20 protein-coding genes and 1 tRNA gene (1 of these 21 cut by a window edge) are annotated in these 18,646 nt (G+C 51.7%); 8 read left to right on the top strand and 13 right to left on the bottom strand.

Annotated features, from left to right (window positions below):
• The 5 genes in view from IPG80_RS03015 to IPG80_RS02995 are tightly spaced (at most 21 nt apart) and all read left to right on the top strand, a layout consistent with a single transcriptional unit that may run on beyond the window.
• Positions 1 to 845: the 3' portion of a PrsW family glutamic-type intramembrane protease gene (locus IPG80_RS03015; RefSeq protein ID WP_345102548.1), read on the top strand. 265 nt of this gene lie to the left of the window's left edge; only the last 845 of its 1,110 coding nucleotides appear in the window; its start codon lies off the left edge, out of view; the stop codon is at positions 843 to 845.
• The gene (locus IPG80_RS03010; protein ID WP_345102545.1) at positions 842 to 1,576 is read left to right on the top strand and encodes a cyclic nucleotide-binding domain-containing protein; all 735 of its coding nucleotides are present in this window, start codon (positions 842 to 844) and stop codon (positions 1,574 to 1,576) included. The genes IPG80_RS03015 and IPG80_RS03010 overlap by 4 nt, the downstream gene beginning before the upstream one ends.
• 21 nt (positions 1,577 to 1,597) lie before the next feature.
• Positions 1,598 to 2,383, top strand: a complete 786-nt coding sequence (locus IPG80_RS03005; protein WP_345102542.1) for a MinD/ParA family protein — start codon at positions 1,598 to 1,600, stop codon at positions 2,381 to 2,383.
• A gap of 9 nt (positions 2,384 to 2,392) precedes the next feature.
• Positions 2,393 to 2,605: a hypothetical protein gene (locus IPG80_RS03000; protein ID WP_345102539.1), complete on the top strand. Its 213-nt coding sequence runs from the start codon at positions 2,393 to 2,395 to the stop codon at positions 2,603 to 2,605.
• 11 nt (positions 2,606 to 2,616) lie between these two features.
• Complete coding sequence (locus IPG80_RS02995) at positions 2,617 to 2,991, top strand: hypothetical protein (protein WP_345102536.1); 375 nt, start codon at positions 2,617 to 2,619, stop codon at positions 2,989 to 2,991.
• A 67-nt stretch (positions 2,992 to 3,058) separates the two neighbouring features.
• On the opposite strand, the gene IPG80_RS02990 is transcribed toward IPG80_RS02995, so the two are convergent.
• Positions 3,059 to 4,615: an adenylate/guanylate cyclase domain-containing protein gene (locus tag IPG80_RS02990; RefSeq protein ID WP_345102533.1), complete on the bottom strand. Its 1,557-nt coding sequence runs from the start codon at positions 4,613 to 4,615 to the stop codon at positions 3,059 to 3,061.
• A 252-nt stretch (positions 4,616 to 4,867) separates the two neighbouring features.
• On the opposite strand from IPG80_RS02990, the gene IPG80_RS02985 reads away from it, so the two are divergent.
• Positions 4,868 to 5,122, top strand: a complete 255-nt coding sequence (locus tag IPG80_RS02985; RefSeq protein WP_345102531.1) for a hypothetical protein — start codon at positions 4,868 to 4,870, stop codon at positions 5,120 to 5,122.
• Positions 5,123 to 5,180: 58 nt separating this feature from the next.
• Here the strand turns inward: IPG80_RS02985 and IPG80_RS02980 are convergent, their stop codons facing one another.
• Together IPG80_RS02980 and IPG80_RS02975 are read right to left on the bottom strand one after the other, a co-directional pair.
• Positions 5,181 to 6,308, bottom strand: a complete 1,128-nt coding sequence (locus tag IPG80_RS02980; protein WP_345102528.1) for a DPP IV N-terminal domain-containing protein — start codon at positions 6,306 to 6,308, stop codon at positions 5,181 to 5,183.
• A 155-nt stretch (positions 6,309 to 6,463) separates the two neighbouring features.
• Complete coding sequence (locus IPG80_RS02975; protein ID WP_345102524.1) at positions 6,464 to 7,360, bottom strand: GAF domain-containing protein; 897 nt, start codon at positions 7,358 to 7,360, stop codon at positions 6,464 to 6,466.
• Between the two features lie 54 nt (positions 7,361 to 7,414).
• Between IPG80_RS02975 and nadD the strand changes: the two genes are divergently transcribed.
• Entirely contained in the window at positions 7,415 to 8,017 is a 603-nt protein-coding gene (nadD, locus tag IPG80_RS02970; protein ID WP_345102521.1) for a nicotinate-nucleotide adenylyltransferase, read from the top strand.
• A 27-nt stretch (positions 8,018 to 8,044) separates the two neighbouring features.
• The gene (locus IPG80_RS02965) at positions 8,045 to 9,178 is read left to right on the top strand and encodes an MFS transporter (RefSeq protein ID WP_345102518.1); all 1,134 of its coding nucleotides are present in this window, start codon (positions 8,045 to 8,047) and stop codon (positions 9,176 to 9,178) included.
• Between the two features lie 95 nt (positions 9,179 to 9,273).
• Here IPG80_RS02965 and IPG80_RS02960 read toward each other — a convergent pair whose 3' ends face one another.
• From IPG80_RS02960 to IPG80_RS02915, 10 genes are all read right to left on the bottom strand, one after another.
• Positions 9,274 to 10,341, bottom strand: coding sequence for a polymer-forming cytoskeletal protein (locus IPG80_RS02960; protein ID WP_345102515.1), 1,068 nt, complete (start codon positions 10,339 to 10,341; stop codon positions 9,274 to 9,276).
• Positions 10,338 to 10,868, bottom strand: a complete 531-nt coding sequence (locus IPG80_RS02955; RefSeq protein ID WP_345102513.1) for a hypothetical protein — start codon at positions 10,866 to 10,868, stop codon at positions 10,338 to 10,340. The genes IPG80_RS02960 and IPG80_RS02955 overlap by 4 nt, the downstream gene beginning before the upstream one ends.
• Positions 10,849 to 11,457, bottom strand: coding sequence for a sigma-70 family RNA polymerase sigma factor (locus IPG80_RS02950; RefSeq protein ID WP_345102511.1), 609 nt, complete (start codon positions 11,455 to 11,457; stop codon positions 10,849 to 10,851). Before IPG80_RS02950 ends, IPG80_RS02955 begins: the two co-directional genes overlap by 20 nt.
• A 186-nt stretch (positions 11,458 to 11,643) precedes the next feature.
• A complete protein-coding gene (locus tag IPG80_RS02945) occupies positions 11,644 to 12,816 on the bottom strand; it encodes a YibE/F family protein (protein ID WP_345102509.1) in 1,173 nt (390 codons plus the stop codon).
• A 64-nt stretch (positions 12,817 to 12,880) separates the two neighbouring features.
• The gene (locus IPG80_RS02940) at positions 12,881 to 14,368 is read right to left on the bottom strand and encodes an aldehyde dehydrogenase family protein (RefSeq protein ID WP_345102507.1); all 1,488 of its coding nucleotides are present in this window, start codon (positions 14,366 to 14,368) and stop codon (positions 12,881 to 12,883) included.
• Between the two features lie 45 nt (positions 14,369 to 14,413).
• Entirely contained in the window at positions 14,414 to 15,202 is a 789-nt protein-coding gene (locus tag IPG80_RS02935; protein WP_345102505.1) for a hypothetical protein, read from the bottom strand.
• Between the two features lie 46 nt (positions 15,203 to 15,248).
• The gene (locus IPG80_RS02930) at positions 15,249 to 16,631 is read right to left on the bottom strand and encodes an extracellular solute-binding protein (protein WP_345102502.1); all 1,383 of its coding nucleotides are present in this window, start codon (positions 16,629 to 16,631) and stop codon (positions 15,249 to 15,251) included.
• 4 nt (positions 16,632 to 16,635) lie between these two features.
• Positions 16,636 to 17,820 carry a site-2 protease family protein gene (locus IPG80_RS02925; protein WP_345102499.1) on the bottom strand — a complete coding sequence of 395 codons (1,185 nt, stop codon included), beginning with the start codon at positions 17,818 to 17,820 and terminating at the stop codon, positions 16,636 to 16,638.
• A 90-nt stretch (positions 17,821 to 17,910) separates the two neighbouring features.
• Positions 17,911 to 18,004: transfer RNA gene (locus IPG80_RS02920), tRNA-Sec, on the bottom strand.
• 112 nt (positions 18,005 to 18,116) lie between these two features.
• Entirely contained in the window at positions 18,117 to 18,476 is a 360-nt protein-coding gene (locus IPG80_RS02915) for a DUF4190 domain-containing protein (RefSeq protein ID WP_345102496.1), read from the bottom strand.
• Positions 18,477 to 18,646 lie beyond the last annotated feature (170 nt).

Raw genomic sequence — 18,646 nt, 5'->3', positions numbered from 1 at the left:
GCGCGGATTTTAACTACGTGGTCGATGGTGCGCTGTATGGGTTTGGCTCAGGTATCGGGTTTGCAGTGACAGAGAACTATGAATATGTAATGGGGCATTCCGAAGTGGCGATGACGATCGCACTTGCGCGTGTGTTTTCGACCAACCTGATGCATGCCACCAGCAGCGGACTGATCGGTACAGCACTGGCGTATCAGCGCGGCGATAAAACCATACGCGGCAGGCTGGCGATCGCTGCCGGGTATATTATTTCTATTAGCATTCATATGGGTTTTAATACCCTTGTTAATTCGGGGGGGAATCTGATCGTGCTCATTTTTGCCATTCTCATCGGTGTGACTGGCGCTGCATTGATCTGGTACATCATCAAACGCGGGCTGAACATTCAGAAAGATTGGGTGGCAGAGAAGCTAGGCATGGCAGACCGTGTTACACAAGAAGAGACACGTGTTGTCAGTAATATCGAAGCGGTGCACGAGGTCCTTGCACCTGTGGAGGCACGCTTTGGTGCTGAGAAAGCTGCCCTTGTGCGCAGCCTGATCTACAAGCAGGCAGAGATCGGTATTAAACGTAAACTGCTTGAGACCGCCGCCAATGAAACCCGTAAAAAAGAGATTAACAAGATCATCGAAGACCTGGTGAAAGAGATCAATCTTTTACGAAACCAGATCGGTACCTATTGTATGATGATGGTGCGGGAAGTGTACCTGAGTCAGGACCTGCAGATATGGAGTTTGCTCAATGCCCGTATCGCTTCTGCAGGTCTGGGTCAAAAGGGAGGCGGTCTATGGAACCGCGTCTCGGAGCGGTTGAAGGATTCGTCGTCACAGGAAGATAAGTCATGACCGGTGATGTTTTACAAAAGATACACCAAACAGATTTTTTCAAGGAGCTTTCAGATGATGCCCTTGCCGCTGTGGCGGCAAAGACTACACTGCGCAAGTTCTCTACAGACGCCGCCATGATGCGCAAAGGCGACCCCGCCGATTCTTTTTATCTTATTCTTGAGGGACATTTGAAGATCGTCACCACGGATGCGCGCGGTGAAGAGATCATTATCAATAAAGTGGGACCCGGCGAAGCCATTGGCGAACTTGCGCTGGTGGATGAACGTCCGCGTTCGGCGGGTGCCATTGCCTTGGATGAAGTGGAAGCGCTTGAGCTGACGCGTGATGCCTTCTTTGAGTTGCTCGCCCAGCGTTTGGATGTGGCACTCGGCATTCTGCGCGGGCTTTCGAACCGGCTGCGTTTTTCAACCACCTATATTGAGAAAGTGATAGACTGGTCGCAAAAGACCGCCGAGGGTGATTATTCGTTTTTGGAAAACACCCAGCCGCTCACCAACAGTGCCGGAACGGATGATGACAAGGCGGCTCAATTGCTTTCCACGTTCTATTCGATGGTGCGAAAAGTGAAAGCACGTGAAGAAGGCTTGAAGCAGGAATTGGAACGCTTATCTTTCGAGATCGATCAGGAACGCCGTAAGAAGGAATTTGAAGAGATCACCAGCACCGAGTTCTACGCCAAATTGAAAGAACAGGCACAGACCATCCGCAAGAAGCGGCAGGGTCTGTAATCGAAATTACATGGAGGCATGATGAGCGCAGGAAAGATCGTATCCATTCATTCATTCCGCGGAGGTACGGGGAAGTCCAATACCACCGCAAACCTTGCCGCACAAGTTGCCATGACGGGCAAACGTGTGGGCGTGGTGGACACGGATATCCAGTCTCCGGGCATTCACGTACTATTCGGCTTGGATGAAAAGAAGATGGGCAAGACCATGAACGATTTTCTGCATGGCACTGCCACCATTCGCGAGATCGGTTATTCAGTGGGTGAACACTCCAGCGAAGGAGAAGGGCGCGCCAAGTTAGCGGGTAAGAATCTCTGGCTATTTCCATCCAGTATTCGCGGTGGAGATATCAGTCAGATCATCAAAGAAGGCGTGGATTTCAACCTGTTGAACGAAGGGTTGCAGACTACCATTTCTGAATTTGATCTGGATTACCTTTTTATCGATACACATCCCGGCTTGAACGAAGAGACGCTGCTCTCCATTGCCACTTCAGATGTGCTTATTATTATTTTGCGTCCCGATAATCAGGATATGCAGGGCACATCCGTTACGGTGGATATTGCCCGCAGTCTTGATGTTCCCAATTTGTTCCTGCTGGTGAACAAGGCGCTGCCCAAGTATGACTTTGCCGTGATCAAAAAGGACATCGAAGAAAAATTTGAGGCGCCGGTTGCAGGGATCATGCCGCTCTCGTTCGATATGGCAGAGAACGCCAGTAAAGACCTGTTCTCCCTGCGTTATCCTGACCATGAGTGGTCGAAGGCACTGTGTGGCGTGGTGGATTTCATCCTCGCTTCAAAATAGGAGACAACCATGAAATGCTGGCATTGTGAAGAAGAGCCCCGTGCATCCTGCGCTTTTTGCGGACGTTTCGTTTGCAAGGATCACGCAGCAACCATGTCCACATTCATTACGATGTTCGTCGGCGCCAATAACACGCCTAAAGGGCTGGCGGTTGCCAATGTCATCTGGTGTGGTGAATGCGAGCCGCAGCCTGAACCGATCAGCATGCCCGAGTTGTATTGAGCGAGGTAAACATGCCAGGACTTTTTGACCGGTTGGATAAAGAGATCAAGGAGAGCCAGAAGGATGGCGGTATCTCGCCCCTTGATATTGCCAAATTGCCGCCCTCCCTGCGTAAGATCATGCGTGTGATGCTGCGCGAACTGCAGATGAGCTATCCGCGGATGTGTGAGGTGATGGATACCATGCCCGAACAGGACCGCCTCACGCGCACCGAATTGGATTCTGCACTTTCGAACTTGACCGAACAATTTTGGCTGACCCGCATCGGTGAACGGGAGAAAGCTATTTATAAGGTCAACTTGCGCCGGAAGGAAGGCAGCACATTGGCTGCTGGTATATGGTCTTCATTGGATTCAAAATTAAAACGGAAGCCGCCCACAGGTTGATAGGAAAAACACAAAGTCGAGAGCTTAGCTCTCGACTTTGTGTTTACCCCTTGTTTTTTCGCAATTATTAATTCTTTGGAATTTTACGAACCATATCATAAAGGTTCATGGCGTCTTTCTTTCCCTTTAAGGAAATCGCTCCGAGCGATACGCATTCGTATTTTTCTTCAACCACTCGCTTAATGGGCTCTGAGACCACGATCTGATTCTTCTGTGCGCGGTTCATTAAACGCGCCGCTGTATTGACCGTATCTCCCAACACATTGAACTCGCGGCGTCCGCGCGGGTCGCCTACTTCCGCCACGAAGGCGGGTCCCTTGTTAATGCCGATCTGGCAATACACTTCTGGTTTGATGCCGCCAATGGTGGGGGCTTTGGCGTTGATCCCTTCCACCACCTCGCGGATCGCTACGGCTGCTGAAGCGGCGCGCATCTCATTATTGGTGTGTGCGTTCGGTACACCAAAATAGATGACGATATCTGAACCAGAAAGGTGATAGGTCACCTTTTTTAGAACTCCGCCGCGGGCTTCTACGACGGCATTGATGAGAGAGAATGCCTTGGAAAAACTTGCCGCCAGCTTGCGTTCTTCGCCGGGCAGGGCGCGATCTGCCGCCTCGGGCAAACCAATAAAGTTGACGAACATGATCGTCGGCTCTGGAAAATCTGGAGGAATGCGGCGGTCTGCCGCACTTTCCACCAACATCGAAAGGATCGGGTCTGGAATGTAACTGGCGAGCGGCTCGATCGAGTTAAGCAGTTCGATGATATTGTTGAGGACTTCCTTCTTATCCTTTTTGTCAAAGAGCACACTGCTTGCCATGCGCCGCCCCATCGGGGTGATCTCATAATCGCCGAGATTTTCAGCAGTAAGGTCATCCACTACCAGGTGATATTCGGGGTTGCCGTCTTCAAAACGGAAATCGTTTTTTGCCAGATCATAGCCGCTTTCCGAAACGTTCACACGCTCATTTGCCCCATTGCTTTCGGTCAGCTTGGCTTTTTGCACATCCTTGCCCAGCAGGACATGTTCCATGCGGCGGGGTGTGCCGATCTCAGCCGTGAGGAATTTTCCGCTATGCACACCAATGCGCATTTTCAAGTTGACAATGCCGGTGGGCGTCTGGATCTCTGCGAAGTCTTTCATGGCGCGCTGCATACGCAGACCAGCACGGATGGCGCGGCTGGCATCATCTGATTTTCCGGTTTTCTTGGGGAACATTACCAACATGGCATCAACTGTAAACTCCACCAACTCGCCGCCCGATTTGCTGATGATCGAGATCATGGTGGAAAAATATTTGGTCAATTCTTTCAGTAGGTTTTCTGCGCCTTCGCGTCCTTTGGATGCGTTGGCTTCCATGAGTTTGGTGAACCCCGCCAGATCGGTGAACATCATGGTGCCATACTGCCACTCGGTCTTTACATCGCCGGGTTTGAGTTTGGTAATGTCGATCTGGCGCGAAGTATAGTCATGCAGGATGCGTTGTAAAGTACGTAGGTGATTGTGTACCTGGATCATGACCTCGACGGAAGGATTGCCCCACATCGAAACATACATTTCGGAAGGGAGCAAATATCTTAAACGGCTTTCAATCGTAGTCAGAGGAGACTCGGGTAACATAAATTCCATTATACTTGAATTGAAAGTCTTCGCTCTGGCAACGCCTTTATAACTTCTAGGAGAGATAATGAACAATAGAAAACGGGTTTTGATGGGAGTTCTTTTAATTACTGGTATTCTTTTGACAGCTTGTGGTGGAGGGAATACCAACGGACCCTGGCAGCCGCCCCGAGCAGGACCCCCCCCCCCCCCCCCCCCCCCCGGCCCCCCCCCCCCCCCCCCCCCCCCCCCCCCCCAAAGCCTAAATCTCACGTGGATGGCATTGAAAAACAGGATGAATACAATCTTATTGTTCACCTGAATGCTCCAGATGTCGATCTGCTTACCAAACTAACTGACCCGTCTTTTTCCATCATCAGCCCGGCAATGTTTGCTGGCGGCGATGGCGGTACGGGTCCATATAAAGTTGTGGCTGCAAATGGAGATACCCTTACCCTTGAACCGTTTGCCGGGTATTGGGATGCAGCCTCCATCCCAAGCAAGGCGATAGAAGTCCCCGCACCGTAGTTGTTTAAACCAAAAACGCCCCGAACAATTCGTTCGGGGCGTTTTTGGTTAGAGAGTTTTAGCGGGAAGCCCATACCGGTTCGCCATCGTAGCCTGGCATGGTGGTGACGCGGGTGAATTCATTGGTCGCGATCACTGCCTGATAGACTTCCATGTCATCACCTGATTCGGCTTGAAAGACCAGCCGTAATCCGTCTGGTGACCAGGCGGGGGTGCCGCGCGGCTCAATGCCCGGTTGTGACAACGCAACAATGCTGCCGTCGCGGATGTTGAAAACTTGAATGCCATACACATCAGCTTGTACGACATTGGAGGCGATCTGCTCGCCATTCTGTGACCAGACTGGGGTGTCGTATTTAGCAAGGTTGGGGGTGATGCAGGCTTGGTTCAGTCCGTCGCGCCCGATAATGCAGATGTTCGAGAGTTCACCAGCGAACGATTGAAAGGCGACGAAGCTTCCGTCTGGCGACCAGACCGGGGTGTTGTCGGGAGCTGGACTCGTTGTCAGTGTGGATACACTGCCATTAGGGCTGAGCAGGAACAGGTCTGAGTTGCCGAAGCGGTTGCTGACAAAAAGGATGTCGTTCGATACCGGCGACCAGACCGGGTTGCTGTCTCCGGCGGGGTCATTGGTCAAGCGGATAGGGTTGGAGCCGTCACTGTTGGCAATGTAGATCTCCAGGTTGCCATCGCGGAAGGATTCGAAGGCGATCTGTTGACCGTCCGGTGACCATGAGGGTGAGGCGTCTTTTTCCTGTGCATCGGTTACACGATTGATGTTGCCGCTGGGGATATCGAGAACGTAGATATCAGTATTATTGTTCTGAGTGGAGGAGAAGGCGATCTTGCTGCCATCCGGTGAGATGCGCGGCGTAGCGCCATCCAAAGCTGCATTGGTGGTGAGGCGGGTCAGTTCAATGCCATCTGGAGTGCTCATATATAAATCGGTTTGACCGTCACGATCGGATGTGAAAATGATATGACCAGTAGCGGGCGGGGGGAGGGCAGGTTGAACCTCGGCAACTGGAGCTGCCTGGGCTGTATCGGTGATTGGGGTTGAAGTGGGTTGACCCGCTGCGCCGGAGAGGTCGATGTTTCCGCCGCTGCAAGCGCCAAGTGTGAGTGCGATCAGGGCAGCAGCTGCAAGTGTTATGATTTTGCGATGAGTTTGGATGAAAATGGTCATGAATTTCCTGCCCATGGGCGTTTTGCTTGGATGTTTTTTTATGGTTTATTGCTGAAAGTTCCGTAATCTTAGTGTCTATTTATCCCCCAAAAGTGTTACCAAAACAAGCCTGAAATAATATCAGTTTTGCAAACCCCCAAAACTTTTATTCTTCCTTATTTTTTTCCTTTGGAGCGCATTTCCTTTGCGCGGGTTGTCAGATCACGGAAGAATTGTGTTTCGGTGATCTCATCCACCTGTTTGGCGCGGCGCGATTGATCGACCTCGATGCGCAGTTTGGCGATCTCACTGCGCAGGGCTGCCTCACGGATGTAGCCATCCAGCGCAGCTGTAGCAAGCAGGATCAATGCCTCCAGCACAAGGTCAGCCTCAAATGCGACGATCTCGCCGGTTTTTGGGTCCTTGGCATTGATGAGTTGCAGCACCCCCATGACCTTGCCGTCCTTGTTCTCGAGCGGAATGGTTAGGAAGGATTTGGAGCGATAACGGGTTTGTTCGTCGAAGGATTTTGTGCCTGAGAAATCGAACCCCTCCGCTTCATAGGCATCGGCGATCATAATCCGCTGGTGGGTCAGCGCGGCATGCGAAACCACGTTGGAGCGGTTCTCACTGCCGTCTTCGTTATACATGCGGATCGGTTTGAAGGCGATCGGACTCCCGCTCGTGCCGCCCATATGCATATTCAATGAAGTATTCCGTAGGATCACAAACCTTAATTTATCTTCCTCAACGAGATACAAACTCCCGGCATCGGCGTTGGTGAATGCCTGCGCTTCCACTACCAATGACTCGAGCAATCGGTTGAAATCTTTTTCCGCAGAAAGAGAGACGCCGATGGGGATGACCTTATTCAGAAGATTTAATTGAACGTTACGCTGTGAAATAGTGCTTGCCATGGTGTCTACCATTTTTGCAAGCTGACCCAAGTCTCCTGATTCCTGCAAGAAGTCTTGCAAGAGAATCGGGTCATAATCGCCGCGCTCAATGGCGCGCATTGCGTGAATGATCTTTTTTAATGGCGACGTGGAACTCATGATCGTCGGTTGGGACATTTCGTCAGTATACCACCAAGAAATGAGCGAAAAGTTTGGGATATACTTCGCCCCATGTCAAACCGCATTGGAATTTTTGGCGGAACCTTTGATCCGCCACATATGGGGCACCTCATCCTTGCGAGCGAAGCTGCCTCACAGTTCAAACTGGACCGTCTATTGTGGGTGCTCACCCCTGACCCGCCGCATAAACAGGAAAACTTCATCACGCCACTCACTCACCGGCTGCCTATGCTTCAACGTATGGTCGCATATGACCCGGTCTTTGAGCTTTCACGCATCGAGATCGACCGACCCGGACCGCATTACACTGTCGATACGATCCGCCTGCTTGCCAGCCAGCAAGCGAATGCCGAGATCACATTGTTGATTGGCGGCGATTCATTGTTTGACCTGCCTACCTGGCGCTTCAGCGCGGACCTCGTAGCTTCTGTTGCCAACATTGGCGTCATGCGCCGCCCAAGCGACTCGACGGACCTCGCCGTACTTGAGACCAAACTCCCCGGTTTGACAAAGAAAGTGCGCTTCATAGATGCCCTGCTTCAACCCATTTCTTCAAGAGAGCTGCGGCGTCGTATTGCAGCAGGAGAAATGTACCGTTACTATCTCGCTCCAGAAGTGTATGACTATATTGAGTCTCATAAACTCTATCGCTAATTTCAAACGTTCCCATCTCATAAACCCATGCCCATCTTCCTTGACCCGATCTTTTCTTTCATTTCCCTCAGCCATTTGATGGTGGATACGTTTAATGCCAGCCGTCCCGTGCTATTGACCTATTTTGGCTTGAGCGAGTCGCAGATCGCCTTGTTCTCCACTATTTACATTTGGGCATCTGCCTTGACCCAACCCATCTTCGGCTGGATTTCAGACCGCACCGGTCCACGCTGGCTGTCGGCTGGCGGCGTTCTTTGGATGACCGTCTTCTACTCACTGGCATTGACGTTGCCTGGTAATGCCGGGCTTGCTTGTCTCATCATTGCCGCGTTGGGATCCTCTGCGTTTCATCCCGTAGGTGCTGTTCAAGCTGCCCTGCGTGGACGTGAGTTAATGAAGGGACGCGAAACTACCTCTACATCGTTGTTCTTCACGGCTGGGCAAATGGGGCACTTTGCGGGTCCGATCATTACTGGCTTGATCCTCACATATTTGAAGATCCCCGGCATGTATATCCTCCCGCTGGTCTCCATTCCCATTGGGTTGTCTTTGATGAACCAATTAAGGCACAACCATCCACACCCACAGCCTGTGAAGACAGTGATCTCCAGACGGTCGAGAGCAGGGCTGGTGTTCATCTTTATTTTGATGATCGTGGCTACCATGCAATCCTGGGCACAGGCGAATATGGTTAACCTCATTCCGAAGTACATCAAAGACTTGGGGCAAAGTGCCACCGTGTATGGCAGTATGGCGGGATTGTTCATGGGCGGCTCGGCGTTGGGCAATATGTTTGGCGGATATTTTGCCGATCGCTTTCCGAAACGTTTTGTTGCATCGCTGGCTTTGCTTTTTGCCGCGTTCCCTATCTATACTGTCAGCCAGATTGGATGGTCGTGGTGGCTGTACCTTCTTGTTCCGCTTGCGGGCGCATTCACGGGTGCTGTGCATAGCATCATGGTGGTGCTTGCGCAACGCATCATCCCCGGTGGGATGGCCCTGGCTTCAGGGTTGATCCTTGGCTTTATCTTTTCATCGGGTGCGCTGGGTTTGCTTTACACCGGTCATCTGGCGGAATTACATGGCTTCCCTTATGTGCTGACCTTGACCACGGGCATGGTCCTCTTTGCTTCGCCGTTGGCATTGTTACTTAAGGAGTAGTTTCAAAAATCCTAAAGGATGAAAAAAGTTATGAAAAGCAAAAATCCGCCTCGGTTAATTTTCGAGGCGGATTTTTATGTCGGTCAAATGCTGTATTAAGCTGCGGGCGGTATTTGTTCTGCCTCCACACCGGGCAAGATGCCGGGCGGGTTGCGTGTTCCAAAGAGGGTCATCACCGCAGCGCCCACACTGATCAGTCCCACCACTGCAGAGGGGATCCAACCTACACAGGGCACCAGTTCCATGAAGCCGATCACAAGCATGAGCAGGAAGGTGCCGAAGCCTGTTGAAATTACAGGCGCCCAAACCCGATTGATGGCTTTTGCAAAGCGTTCACCAACTTCCTGTCCGAGGGCAATGATGCCGAAGAGCCACGCTAACGGAACAAGCAAGGCAACGATCGCAGCAACCGGTATCAAGATGAGTGTAACGATCATGATAAGCAATGCCACCGGTAATGCGATGAAGATCAGTAAACCATAGCTACCGGCAATGAACGGCTGACGCACAATGGCGTTTGCAGTTCGATCCAATTGAGGTTGCAGGAAGAGCGCCAACAGCATGGCAACAACAGCGATCACTACTGCACGGCTTAACTTTCCAAAAATATTCCAAAATGGATTGATATCCACATTGATGTTGGGTGCCGCTGGTGCATCAGGCGGGGTGGGGGCTCCCGGCGCGTCGGGAACTTCAGGTGTATCAATATTAGGCGGCGTGTTATTGGTGATCTCGCCCGTTACTTTTGCATCTGGCGCTTGATTGACCTGACCACCGAATGTGGCAATATCTCCATCGATCAGGGCTGTGGATTCTAATAGAGCCTGCCCGCCAAAGATGACAATATCACCGTTCACTTCGCCGGTGATGGTTAGATTTCCACCAAAGACGGCAATGTCGCCATTGATGGCAGTGCCTTCTTCAATCGAAAGATTCCCGCCGAAAAGGGCAATGGACCCATTTACCTCGGCGTCTTTTTGAATTTCGATATTTCCGCCAAAGACAGCCAAACTTCCGTTCAGTGTTTCGCCTTCGCTTAGCGTATAGTTTTGACCAAACAAGACCACATCGTCATTGTTCGGGGTTTGCGCATGGGCACTGGCTGTTGGCACGATCAATAATGCCAGCAGGAGCAGGATGCGCATCAGCGTTGTATTTTTCATGCAGGTACTCCTTGAGGTCGGCGAGTCAGGCGCCAGATGGATACTGCCCATAACAATCCCATGCCTGCCATTCCCGAGAGAATGACCATCCACATATAAGGAGGCAGGAAATCAGGCAGCATGCGCACCATCACAGTGACGATCTCGCCGAATGCCTGTAGGGATGTGAACACAAATAAAAATAGTCCGGCAGCAGAGATCAACCATTCCACCGGAGAAGTAACGACCGAGATCAAAATGGGAGCCAAAAGCCACCCCAGCAATCCCACACCGCTTACCACAAACACGATCAACCCCCAAAGGCGACGGCGTTGTTCCGCCAATTTTTGCGTGGCGAGCTTTTGCTGGAAACGCATCGCAAATCCAGGCGCAGGCGAGACCACACGCGCCGAGCGCAGGGCGAGCCCTGTCTCTGCCAGGGCGGTGCAGGTCTTGCATTCCCGCAGGTGTGAGTCAAGCTCACGCTTCTCGGCAGGGTTGAGGATCTTATCGTCCAGCAGCCAGGTTTCAAAAGGCTGGTGATTCATGGTGTCTCCTTTCCATTTCGGCGAGAAGGTCGTCTTCCTGTTCGACCCACAAGCCAGCCAGTTCCTTGCGTGCGCGGTGCAAACGGCTCTTTACCGCACTGACCGTCAGATTCAAAGACTCGGCTATTTCCTTTTCTGAATAATCGTACCAATATCGCATAATTACCGCCGCCCGGTCGGTGGCATCCAGATCTTTGAGCATGGCATGGACGCGCTCGTTTGTCTGCCCGGTGATGGCTTCACCTTCGGGGTTGGGGGCGTCTACGTCGGGCACTTCGAACGAGTTGCCTTCTTCATCTTCAGCATCCATTGAGAACATTGAGAACTTGCGGCGACGAAGGCGGTCAATACAATAATGCGCCGCGATGGATAACAGCCAGGTCGCGAATGGTCGTTTTTGATCGTAGCGGTGCAAGTGTTGGAAGGCGCGCAGAAAGGTTTCCTGCGCAGCATCCTCCGCGAGTTCGGGTTCACCCAACATGCGGTAGCACAGGTTGAAAACGGGGGTCTGATAGGTTTCAACGAGCTTGGTAAATGCCTCGTCATCGCCTTGTTGCGCCTGGCGAACCCAGGCCTGTTCTTCGTTCACGGTTCTCCTCGGGAAGGCTTTCTACCTTCTCTTACGCGTTCACATGAGGAAAAGTTTCACAAAATTGACTGGACAAATGGGGGTTGTACCCTACAGGTATGATATCGCACCAAAATTAATTGGATTAACTCACCCACGAAATTATTTCACCTTTTAGCATACTCCAAACTGTTTGATATGGCACGCTTAGTGAGAGTGCCCGCTTCCTTCTGGACCGAGGAACTGTTCCCACTTCCCGAGCATTTCTGACCTTTGAGCGAAAAAGATGGCGATCGCCGTTGTAATTGGCACAGCGGCGATCAACCCGAGTGAGCCGACCAGCGTCCGCACGATCTCTTCTGCAATGAACGAGAAATTGACGATATACCCATAGTCGCCTTGCCCGAGCGAGAACATCAACATCATCGGCAGCGAGGCTCCAGCGTAGGCTAAGACCAACGTGTTCACGGTTGCAGCCACATGGTCCTGACCGATGCGCATGGCGGCTCCATAGAGACCGCCAAAGCCGAGGCTTGGATTCGCATGGTGGAGTTCGAAAACAGCCGAGGCTTGAGTGGTCACCAGATCATCCAACACGCCTAATGCACCGATGATCAAGCCGCCTAGGAAAAGTCCGCGCAGGCTGATGGGGGTATCGCTTAGCTGCATCAGAAACATTACGTTTTCGTCGCCGGAACCGTTGATCTTGGCAAAGACCATGAAGAGCGCTGCCAACCCACCAGTGATGAGCAGCACCAAAACCATGCTGATGACCGCCGCATGAGTTTTGAGCGTCCAGCCGTAGGTGATATACAAGCTGATGCCCAGCAATATGGCAGAGCCAATGATACTGACAGTAAGCGGGTCTTCGCCTGCGAGAATGTGCGGAATAATGTAGCCGATGATGAAGTAGAGGCTGAATGCCATGCTCAACATGGCACGGACGCCCTTCCACTGACTGATGAGGATGATGGCAATGGCAAAGATGAGGGTTAACCAAAGGATCGGTGTCGTGCGGACGTAGTCTACAAAATAGGCGTTGACCACATTGTCCGGCGTCTTTGAAATGGTGACGATGATCTTATCCCCTGGTTTGAGCAGGTAATCATCCGAGCGTACCTGACGTCTACCGTAGTCGATCTCCATTGGGATGCCCTCGTACGCGCCTTCTAAAATATTTACACGTGCGATCTGGTATTTTTGGGGATACTCACCCATCATCACTTCCCCTTCTTCGATAATGCTCAGCACTTCTGCCCGAACAGTATCTGCGCCGAAAGTGGCGAACCCGTCACCAGAGAGTTGTACGCGGGTGAGGAATGTGTAAGCTGTTACACCAATAAGTAATAGAAAAGGAAAGAGCCATGAAGTTTTTTTCATGGCCCTGATTATAAAGCGAAGAAGTTAAGAAGATTGTGAAAGTAGTTGGTGAATAGATGGGGTGTTACCTTCCATAGGGATACCAATAACTCTTATCTTCCATGTTGAAATCCCAATGCACGTGCTTGGTCTCGCGGAACTGGTCGAGACCTTCTTCGCCGAGTTCGCGTGCGCCGCCGGAGTATTTCATTCCGCCGAAGGGACCGGCGTAATGGTCAGTAAGCGGGTCGTTGATCCAGATCGTCCCGGCTTTGACGTCATCGAAGAACTGCTTGATCTTTTTTGAGTCGTTCGAGATGAGCACTGCACCCAACCCGTATTGACAGTCATTGGTGAGTTGTATGGCTTCGTCGAAGGTGGCGTATTCCATTAACGGCACAGCCGGACCGAAGGTCTCGTCACGCATGATGACCATGGAGTGATCCACGCCAGACAGCACGGTCGGTTCGTGGAAGAAGCCTTTCGCCAAATGTGCCGGTCTGCCGCCGCCGACGAGGATCTTTGCACCGCGGGTTTTTGCATCCGCGATGTGACTTTCAAATTTGGCGCGGTAGGTTTCGCCGATCATCGGTCCCATGTCTGTGGTGGCTTCCAAACCGGAACCAAGCCGTAGAGTTTTGATGTGCTCCACGATGGCTTCAGTGAATTTTGCTGCGCCGCGTCTTGGAAGGTAAACCCGTTCTGTCGATGTGCAAACCTGCCCGGCATTGATGAGAGCCGCGTATGCCACAGCTTTTGCTGCGATCTCCGGGTCGGCATCTTCAGCGATGACGGTTGCATCTTTGCCGCCGAGTTCGAGATGAAGTTTCTTCATCATCGGTGCGCCAATGGAGGCGATCTTTTGCCCGGTGGCAAGGCTTCCTGTAAAAGCGATGACCGGCACGTCGGGGTGTTTGACCAGCGGTTCGCCAGTTTCCAACCCATAGCCTGTGACCACGTTTACCACGCCAGCAGGGAGGTGGTCGAAGCAGTGTTCAGCAAGATATAACGCTGTAAGTGGTGTCATCTCGGAAGGCTTGATGACGACCGTATTTCCCGCCGCGAGAGCGGGAGCAACCTTCCATGCCATGAGCAGCAAGGGGAAATTCCACGGTACGATGCACCCCACCACGCCATACGGTTCTTTGATGATGAAATTGAATTGTGAAGCGGACCCTGCTGCCAGTACACTGCCGCGGTGGTGACGCCCCAATTCGGCATAATAGCGGAAGGTGTTCAATACCCACTCCACTTCTTCGTCATTTTCAGAGAACGGCTTGCCTTCTTCAAGCGTCAGTAACCGCACGATCTCTTCTCGATGCGCATGTACCTTCTCTGCTATTTCATGCAGAAGAGTTGCCCGTTCGTTCGCGCCCATCTTGCGCCAGGGGGCGAATGCAGTTTTGGCTGCCAGCACTGCCGCTTCGATATCTTCCGGCGTTCCGCGTGGGACGCTGTCTATTATTTCTTCTGTGGCTGGGTTTTGTACTTCGATGGCTTCTTTGGCATTTCCATTTGTAAATTTTCCGTTGATGTACATCTGGCGCATGGGCAACTCCTTTTTTATTAACATAATGCGTGATGGTAACTTCACATCACGCATTAAGTTTATTATTCCTTATTTGTCACTATCTGGTAATTGCGACTCTTCGATCAATTCCGTTGGTGTTGCCGCGCCGCAGCTGGGGCAGGCGAAGTTATTTTCCGCCGGGATATATGATTTTGTACAGAAAGGGCACGCGATCGGCATCGGCTCTTTCGGCACTTCCTTAATGACTTCTTTGGTTACCTCACGGGTTTCCACACGCGTCCCACCCAAGCCGCCAATAAAGACCGGACCGCCGGAGTGGTAATGTCCACCTGAGGAAGAAGATGAATTGCCGCTGGAGGACGAGCCGGAATTGTTCATTAGCCCGCCGAGAGCTGCGCCACCAAATGCACCTTTGGAAGAAGAATTGCTACTTGATGAACCTGACTTGGACCGGGAGGACGAAGATTTGTTTTTGGAAGAAGAACTTGACCCGCCGCCTTTCATATTCCCCAGTAGGAGGAATAAGACAGCAACGATCACCACTGCTGCAAGCGTGACGAATACAATGATCGCCGTTAACCGAATGGCACGCGGAATGTTGTAGAGTTCATACCCATAGCTGAACAGGAAGACCCCGCCCACATAAAAGGGTGCAAGGAGCAGGCACAGGAACGTGCCGGTTTCTTCCGCCAGCGTACGGTCGAACCAGGTGACGAAGATGATATACACGATCAATGCCAGCGTTGCCAGCGCGATCAACCCGCCGGGGATCAAAATATGTAAAGGTTTGCCGGGTTTTTCCGTGTCGTTCTCATACTCGAACACTTCATTGGTCTTTGCGCGTACCTGACGTGCTTTATAGTCCGAAGTTGCCATGCGTATTCCTTTCATTAATAATAAGCAATGGACGAAATTTCTACCGTTACTTGCTCAGATCTTTTGCCATCGTTTCCATCTGCGCAAGGATGGCTGCAACCTGTCCGCTGGGTACATTTACACGGTACATGTGTGCAAATCCATCGCCTAGCATTACTTTAATTGTACGCCATGAACCCAGTTGAGGTTGCAACTCACCCTGTGAGAGAAGCTCCACAGCTTGCTTCCATTGAGGGTGATTTTTCTCGTAATCGCCGAGCAGGTTTACGGTTGATTCGCGAAGCGGGAAGAGATGCGTCGCTTCCACCCAGCGGGCATCCTGTTCATTATCCAAAAGCCAGCGCACGAACAGCCAGGCTGCCAATTGTTCTTCGGGCGTGCTCTTCATCACGATGTACGATGAACCATAAACAGCGATCGAGCCGCCATTTTTATTGGGGAATGGCAGAACCACCCACGTGTCACGGTTCTCTACACTGGCAAAGGCGCGTGTTACGTTGGGAAGGTCGCTCAAGCTGACGGTAATGAATAATGCCTCGCGGTTTGCAAAGGATGAGATCGGGTCTGCCGCGCCCTGCCAGGCACAATTGGCTTCGGACAGCTCGCGTAGGAACTTGAAGGCATCAATATTATCGGGAGAAAGGAAGCGGTAATTGCCTTCTTCTAAAACGCCGCCGCCAAACGAGAGCATCCAGGCGTAGGCGGTCATGGGTTGGGTATCCACGATCCAGCCGCCCATGGCATCGTTCTCGGCAAAGGCATCCTTGCCCATTGCCGTATGTGCGCGACAAGCCTGACTACGGAATGCATCCGCTGAAGCAGGCGCAACATTGATATTCAGCTCATCCGCCCAGGTTTGATTCCATAACATCACCTGTGCTGTGCGTTGTGCCGGAACCGCCACGCGCGCCTTGCTCGAAATATCCTGACTCCAAAATGCAAATGGGATGTCATCTGCTTTGAGCCCATATAAAGGATCTTCCACATAATTGGTCAGATCGGTCGTGACGCCATCCGCGAACCAGCTTTGCGCATGTTCAGGCAGGGCGATCACCAGGTCTGGTCGGTCTTCTGTTGGCAGCGAGGCGGTGGTCACTTCATATAAATTTGTGAAGTTGATCTGACTCTGCGCTGTAACCTTGATGCCCCATTCATTGTTGGTGTTGAATTCACTGACGAAGGTTTCGAACAGCCCTTGCTCGACGCCATACCACGGCGTCCAGACGCTGAGTTCCAGCCCTTTCAACGCCTCCATATCGACCTCGAGCCTGCTCACAGTTTCGACGCTTGATTCTTCCGTTGAAACTGTTTCTGTTTCGTTGCCCTGCTTGGTGGAAGCAGGCTTGGTGTCACCGGCGGGCGTTTCTGTTGCGCTGCAGGCGGAGAGAATAATGGATAGAACCAAAAACAAAGGGAGAATTTTTTTCATGGAGTTAAGGAGCTAATAGCATGAAGGGGACGGGGGTGAGCACCAGAACGAAAACAACGATCATGGCATATGCAATGGTGCGCCGAACAGGATCGAGCTCTGTGATCTGATCCATTGGCTGTGCATTGACGCGCCCGAGCCAGAAGAGCATGGCTGCCCAAAGCCACCATCCGCTCCAAAAGACGCCGAGGACGATGAGTAGACCAACTATATAAGGAAACGCTTTCTTTGCCTTCTCGCCAAATAGAGAATAAACCACATGTCCGCCGTCCAATGTTCCGGCAGGGATAAGGTTCAGTGCCGTGACGAGAATGCCAGCCCAACCCGCAAATGCCACGGGATGAATGAATACATCCAACCCGCCAAATGGAACGGGGCGACCAGTGAAGAAATACTGCAGCCAGTATAAAATGCCCTGTGGTTCCACCGGGGCAGGCAGCAACTGACCGAACACAACCAACTTGGCAAGCAGATAAATGAGTGAATTGCCTTCCAAAAAGCCATTGGGGTTTGGGTCGATAGTGCCAAGAGTGGAAAGTGTCAGTCCATAAAGCAGGACAGGAATTGCCACGACCAGCCCTGCAATGGGTCCTGCCACGCCAATATCAAAAAGTACACGTTTGTTCTTGGGGATGCCGCGCATCAGAATGGCGGCGCCCATCGTCCCCAACGGGCTGAAGGGGAAGGGGATGAAATAAGGCAGTGTAGCTGGAGTCTTGTGATAACGGCTCATAAAGTAATGCCCAAGCTCGTGTGAAAGCAAAATCCCCAAAAGACTAAGGGCAAAGGGCCAGCCCGTGAAAATGTTCTTTGCCAGGATGAGCATTTGTCCCAAAACATCTGTTGGGAGCGGTCCGTCAATTTGGACGCCAGCCAGCATGACGCTCAACACCGTCAACACAAAGAGGATGACATTTGTGGAGATGTTATCTGGTTTTGGGTCTGGTTGTTTGGGGGCAAGGTAAATAATATGCCGTCCATCTTCGAGACGGAAGTGAGGTGAGAGGTTGTAGGGGGCGAGCAAGTCTGCCAAAAGGTCGTAGGCAGAGGCGCTGTCTTCATCCAGTAATTGACCCCGGTAACGCATCAAGAAACCGGGCGGCTGATGCGGATCGAGGCTGGTGACATCTTCAATACGCAAGACGCGTGTGATGAGTTGATTTAAGATTTCAGTTTCGGGGAACGACATGTCTTTCTCCATAATAAAAGGTGGGACGACCCGTCTATGCTATTGAACAGTTTCGTAGCAAATGGGCGGGGCGCCCCTACCAATTGTAGGCGGGAGTGGATGGGAGTCGAACCCACCGCGACCCGCAACGCGACCCGCCACAGGTTTTGAAGACCAGGAAGCCCACCGGGACCTAACCACTCCCGCCGGCAAGGATAACCGAGACATGGATGATTGGCAAGTTGCACGTTAAGCGCGGCTGAGAGAGGAAGTCTTTTGCCCCGTTTTATTTCTGGCAGCCGTGTGTAAAAAAATATTTAAAGTTGATACCCTTCGATGATCGGCTGCATTGTCTCAGGCGCAAAGAAAAAAAGAGATACGATGGCAATGAGCATACACAAGAGACAAAGGAAGATGAATCCTCCGCTAAGAATGCCCGCCCAGGCATGGACTTTACCGTCTTCATTGGTTTTACGAATGGAGTTAAGGGAGACCAACCCAAAGATCAGCGCGAGTAACCCAAGCAGGAAACTGGGCGGAAAGCAAATGAAACCCGTGAATGGGATCGGCATCATGCCGCCGCAAAACAGGAGGATGGTTGCAATGCCAAGGATCAGGCTTATGACCGAATGTCGGTTTGTAGAAGGAGTGGGGGCGATTGGTTCGTTTGATTCCATGAGAGATCTCTTCGAGTCTGCAAGTAGACCATTAAATCTCGAAGATTCAAAATTGCAAAGGCTTACTTTTGTACTTGGATATCTTTTTGTTTTGCTTGAAAAATAAGACCGCCCTCAACAGGCACAACCTTGTTACAAGTAAGTGTTAAAAATAAAAACCGTCCCCGGCA

It is taken from the genome of Candidatus Villigracilis vicinus, assembly GCF_016702885.1.
GTDB classification, from domain to species: Bacteria; Chloroflexota; Anaerolineae; order Anaerolineales; family Villigracilaceae; genus Villigracilis; species Villigracilis vicinus.
The sequence above is the reverse complement of the archived record's forward strand: the minus strand, read 5'-3'. Positions and strand labels throughout refer to the sequence as shown.